The 2,730-nt window shown below is 70.1% G+C and carries 3 protein-coding genes and 1 pseudogene; 2 read left to right on the forward strand and 2 right to left on the reverse strand.

Annotated features, from left to right (window positions below):
• Both ABNT58_RS19180 and ABNT58_RS19185 read right to left on the reverse strand, forming a co-directional pair.
• A pseudogene (locus ABNT58_RS19180) lies at nucleotides 1-126 on the reverse strand (metal-dependent hydrolase); the annotation flags it as partial.
• Nucleotides 123-1,061, reverse strand: a complete 939-nt coding sequence (locus ABNT58_RS19185) for an ABC transporter ATP-binding protein (RefSeq protein ID WP_348755039.1) — start codon at nucleotides 1,059-1,061, stop codon at nucleotides 123-125. The gene ABNT58_RS19185 and the pseudogene ABNT58_RS19180, both read right to left, overlap by 4 nt.
• Before the next feature lie 170 nt (nucleotides 1,062-1,231).
• On the opposite strand from ABNT58_RS19185, the gene ABNT58_RS19190 reads away from it, so the two are divergent.
• The gene (locus ABNT58_RS19190) at nucleotides 1,232-1,876 is read left to right on the forward strand and encodes a TetR/AcrR family transcriptional regulator (RefSeq protein ID WP_348755040.1); all 645 of its coding nucleotides are present in this window, start codon (nucleotides 1,232-1,234) and stop codon (nucleotides 1,874-1,876) included.
• A 17-nt stretch (nucleotides 1,877-1,893) separates the two neighbouring features.
• Complete coding sequence (locus ABNT58_RS19195) at nucleotides 1,894-2,661, forward strand: hypothetical protein (RefSeq protein ID WP_348755041.1); 768 nt, start codon at nucleotides 1,894-1,896, stop codon at nucleotides 2,659-2,661.
• The last annotated feature ends 69 nt before the right edge of the window (nucleotides 2,662-2,730 follow it).

Here is a 2,730-nt window from a genome sequence, read left to right on the forward strand (position 1 = left end):
GAAGATCAGCAGGTAGAGCACCGCGGTGAGCACCGGCGCGGCCACGGTCTGGAAGCTCACCTTCCAGAAGCGCAGCACTTCCTTGTAGAGCAGCGTGCGGGCACCCGCGAACAAGGCGGTGCTCATGCCACCAACTCCGCCCGCGCGGTGGCCGACTGCGGCGCACCCTGCATGATTTCCAGGAACACGTCCTCCAGGTCGGCGCGGCCGATCTCCAGGTCTTCCACCCGCACGCCGGCGGCGCGCAGGCGGGCCAGCAACTGCTCCACCTCGGCGGCGTCGTGCGCCGTCACCTGCGCGATGCGGCCGGTGACGCGGGCATGCGCGGCGATCTCGGGCGGCAGCGCATCGTCGGTCTTGAAGCGCAGCATGGTGCTGGCGGTGCCGGCCAGCAAGTTGGCGGTGCGGTCCAGCGCCACCACCTGGCCACGCTTGAGCATCGCGATGCGGTGGCACAAGGCCTCCGCCTCTTCCAGGTAGTGGGTGGTCAGCAGCACGGTGTGGCCTTCACGGTTCAGGCGGGCGACGAACTGCCACAGGGTCTGTCGCAGCTCCACGTCCACGCCGGCGGTGGGCTCGTCCAGCACGATGACCGGCGGCCGGTGCACCAGCGCCTGCGCCACGAGCACCCGGCGCTTCATGCCGCCCGAGAGCTGGCGCATGTTGTTGCCGGCCTTGTCGGCCAGGCCCAGGCTGGCCAGCAGCTCGTCGATCCACGCGTCGTTGTTGCGCACGCCGAAGTAGCCGCTCTGGATGCGCAGCGTCTCGCGCACGCTGAAGAAGGGGTCGAACACCAGCTCCTGCGGCACGATGCCCAGCGCCTTGCGGGCAGCGGCGTAGTCGGCCACCACATCGTGGCCCATCACCGTCACGCGGCCGGTGCTGGCGCGGGTCAGGCCCGCGAGGATGCTGATGAGCGTGGTCTTGCCGGCGCCATTGGGGCCGAGCAAGCCGAAGAATTCGCCTTCTTCGATGTCGAAGGAGACATCGTCGAGGGCCTGGAAGCTGCCGCTGGCTCCCCGGTAGGTTTTGGCGACGTGCTGGAACGATACGGCGGGCATGGGGCGGCGATTGTAGGGAGGCCCCGCCGCCCTTGCCGGAGTGCAGGGAGCCGCCGCCCTTGCCGGCGGGGGTATGGGCTGGTTTTGTCCCGATCAACAAGCCGGGCGGCCGGTGCTAGGGTGGCCGCCACGTGGCCACGGAGTTGGCCGAGGGGCCCCAGGGCGGAGACATGCAGTCCCACACCAAGAAACCCAGGCGTACCGCCGAGCGCATCCTCGATGCGGCCTTGGAGCTGCTGAACCGATTCGGCGAGCCCAACGTCAGCACCACGCTGATCGCGTCGGAACTGGGCATCAGCCCCGGCAACCTGTACTACCACTACCCGGCCAAGGAAACCCTGATCAACGCGCTGTACGAGCGCTACGAGCAGGCGCTGGCCGAACGCCTGGGCGGCGCGGCCGAGGTCGACTCGGTGGATGCGGCCTGGCAATTCTTCCTGCCGCTGTTCGAGGTGGTGTGGCAGTACCGCTTCCTGTACCGCGACCTGAACGACCTGCTGTCGAAGAACCGCATGCTGGAAGCGCGCTTCCAGGCCGTGCTGGAGCGCAAGTGCCGCGCGGTGGAGGCGGTGATCGACGGCCTGCTGCGCGCCCGCGCGATGGCCATCGAGCCGGCCGAGCGTGCGGCACTGTGCCAGTGCGCGGTGGTGCTGCTGAGCCACTGGCTGAACCACGAGTACGCCTGCGACCCCCGCCACGCGCTGGAGCCCGGGCGCGCCGAGGCCACGCTGGCCCGCGCGGTCTACCATCTGCTCAGCCTGCTGCGGCCGTACCTGGGCGAACAAGCCCGGTTGCAGCTGCAGCAACATGCCTGAAGCGAAAGAAGTACCTCATGGGCCAGTGGACCGGCTTTCCTTACCCGCCCTACGCCTTCGATGCCGACAGCGTGCGCGCCCAGTGGCCGCGCCTGCACCAGGGCGACCTGGAACCCCTGCCCGCCGACGACGCGGTGCTGCAGGCCTGGGTGCACTACCACGCGGGCGATTTCGAGGCCGCGCGTGACAGCGGCATGGCCGCGGGCGGCGCCGGCATCACCGTGGCCAACAAGGCGCAGATCGCCTACGCCAGCTACCTGGAGCCGCGCGAGGCGGTGCGCATCGCCCTGTTCCTGCAGGCGGCCGAGCGGGCCGAGGCGCAGCTGGGCCGTGAGCCGGGCAATGCCAATGCGCACTACCTGCTGGCCTCGGCCCTGGGCCGCTACAGCCAGAGCATCAGCGTGGCCAAGGCGCTGGCCCTGGGCATGGGCAGCAAGGTGCGTGCGGCGCTGGAAGCCGCGCTGCGGCTGCGCCCCGGCCATGGCGAGGCGCACATCGTGCTGGGCGCCTTCCATGCCGAGGTGATCGACAAGGTAGGCTCACTGCTGGGTCGCACCCAGGGCGCCAGCGTGGAGGCCGGGCTGCGTCACTTCCGCCAGGCCATCCAGCTGATGCCCGACAGCGCGCTGGCGCGGCTGGAATTCGCCAAGGGCCTGGTGATGCTGGAAGGCGAAAAGCGCCTGCCCGAAGCCGACCGCCTGTGCCAGGAAGCCGCCGCCTGCATGCCGGTGGATGCGGCCGAGCGGCTGCATGCCGAGCGGGCGCGGGCGGAGTTGAACGACTGACGTCGGCGGCGCCGCTGCATGCCGGGGTTTGTACGGGTTCGCCGGCCGGCGTCAGCCCACCGTAAGACC

Origin of the sequence: uncultured Aquincola sp. (assembly GCF_964001545.1) — a bacterium.
In the GTDB taxonomy this organism is placed as follows: Bacteria; Pseudomonadota; Gammaproteobacteria; order Burkholderiales; family Burkholderiaceae_C; genus Aquincola.

Excerpts from the sequence above, each read along its gene's own strand:
- ABNT58_RS19185 (WP_348755039.1), bottom strand. The coding sequence starts at position 1,061 with ATGCCCGCCGTATCGTTCCAGCACGTCGCCAAAACCTACCGGGGAGCC.
- ABNT58_RS19190 (WP_348755040.1), top strand. The coding sequence starts at position 1,232 with ATGCAGTCCCACACCAAGAAACCCAGGCGTACCGCCGAGCGCATCCTC.
- ABNT58_RS19195 (WP_348755041.1), top strand. The coding sequence starts at position 1,894 with ATGGGCCAGTGGACCGGCTTTCCTTACCCGCCCTACGCCTTCGATGCC.